This window comes from Desulfobulbus alkaliphilus, assembly GCF_016918545.1.
GTDB lineage: Bacteria > Desulfobacterota > Desulfobulbia > Desulfobulbales > Desulfobulbaceae > Desulfobulbus > Desulfobulbus alkaliphilus.
The window spans coordinates 1-459 of record NZ_JAFFQC010000207.1 but is presented as its reverse complement, the minus strand read 5'-3'; the positions used below and the strand labels follow the sequence as shown (position 1 = coordinate 459).

The window sequence follows — 459 nt, the reverse complement described above, 5'->3', positions numbered from 1 at the left end:
TTCCTGATCCGTATGCCCAAGCACGATCAGGCTCAGGGGGCGGATGTTGTCCGGCATGTGGAAGATCTCGCGGAACGGCCGGGCCCTGTCTTCGATGGGGTGCAGACCGCACCAGACCGTGCCGATGTTCAGGGCACGCGCCGCCAGCATGAAGTTCTGCGTGGCCGCCGAACAATCCTGGACCCAGAACCCGGGGGTCTTCTCTTCATTTAGATCGGCGCAGATGATGACGGCCGCGGCCGCGCCTGCCGCCATTTTGGCATAGGGATGGACCTCCGCCACCTTGCGCAGCATCTCACGGTCACGGATCACGACAAAATGCCAAAGCTGGCGGTTGTTGGCGCTGGGGGCGCACATGGCGGCCTCCAGCATGCGGTCCATGTCTTCCTGGCTGACGGGCTCCTCGGTAAAGGAACGGATGCTGCGCCGGGTCTTGATCGCTTCAAACAAGTCCATAAG

Annotated in this window: 1 protein-coding gene; it reads right to left on the bottom strand. The window is 62.3% G+C overall.

The window, feature by feature from the left end; all coding sequences use genetic code 11:
* Positions 1 to 459, bottom strand: a 459-nt coding sequence (locus JWG43_RS18140; protein ID WP_205244336.1) for a nitroreductase family protein, incomplete at both ends; no start/stop codon positions are given.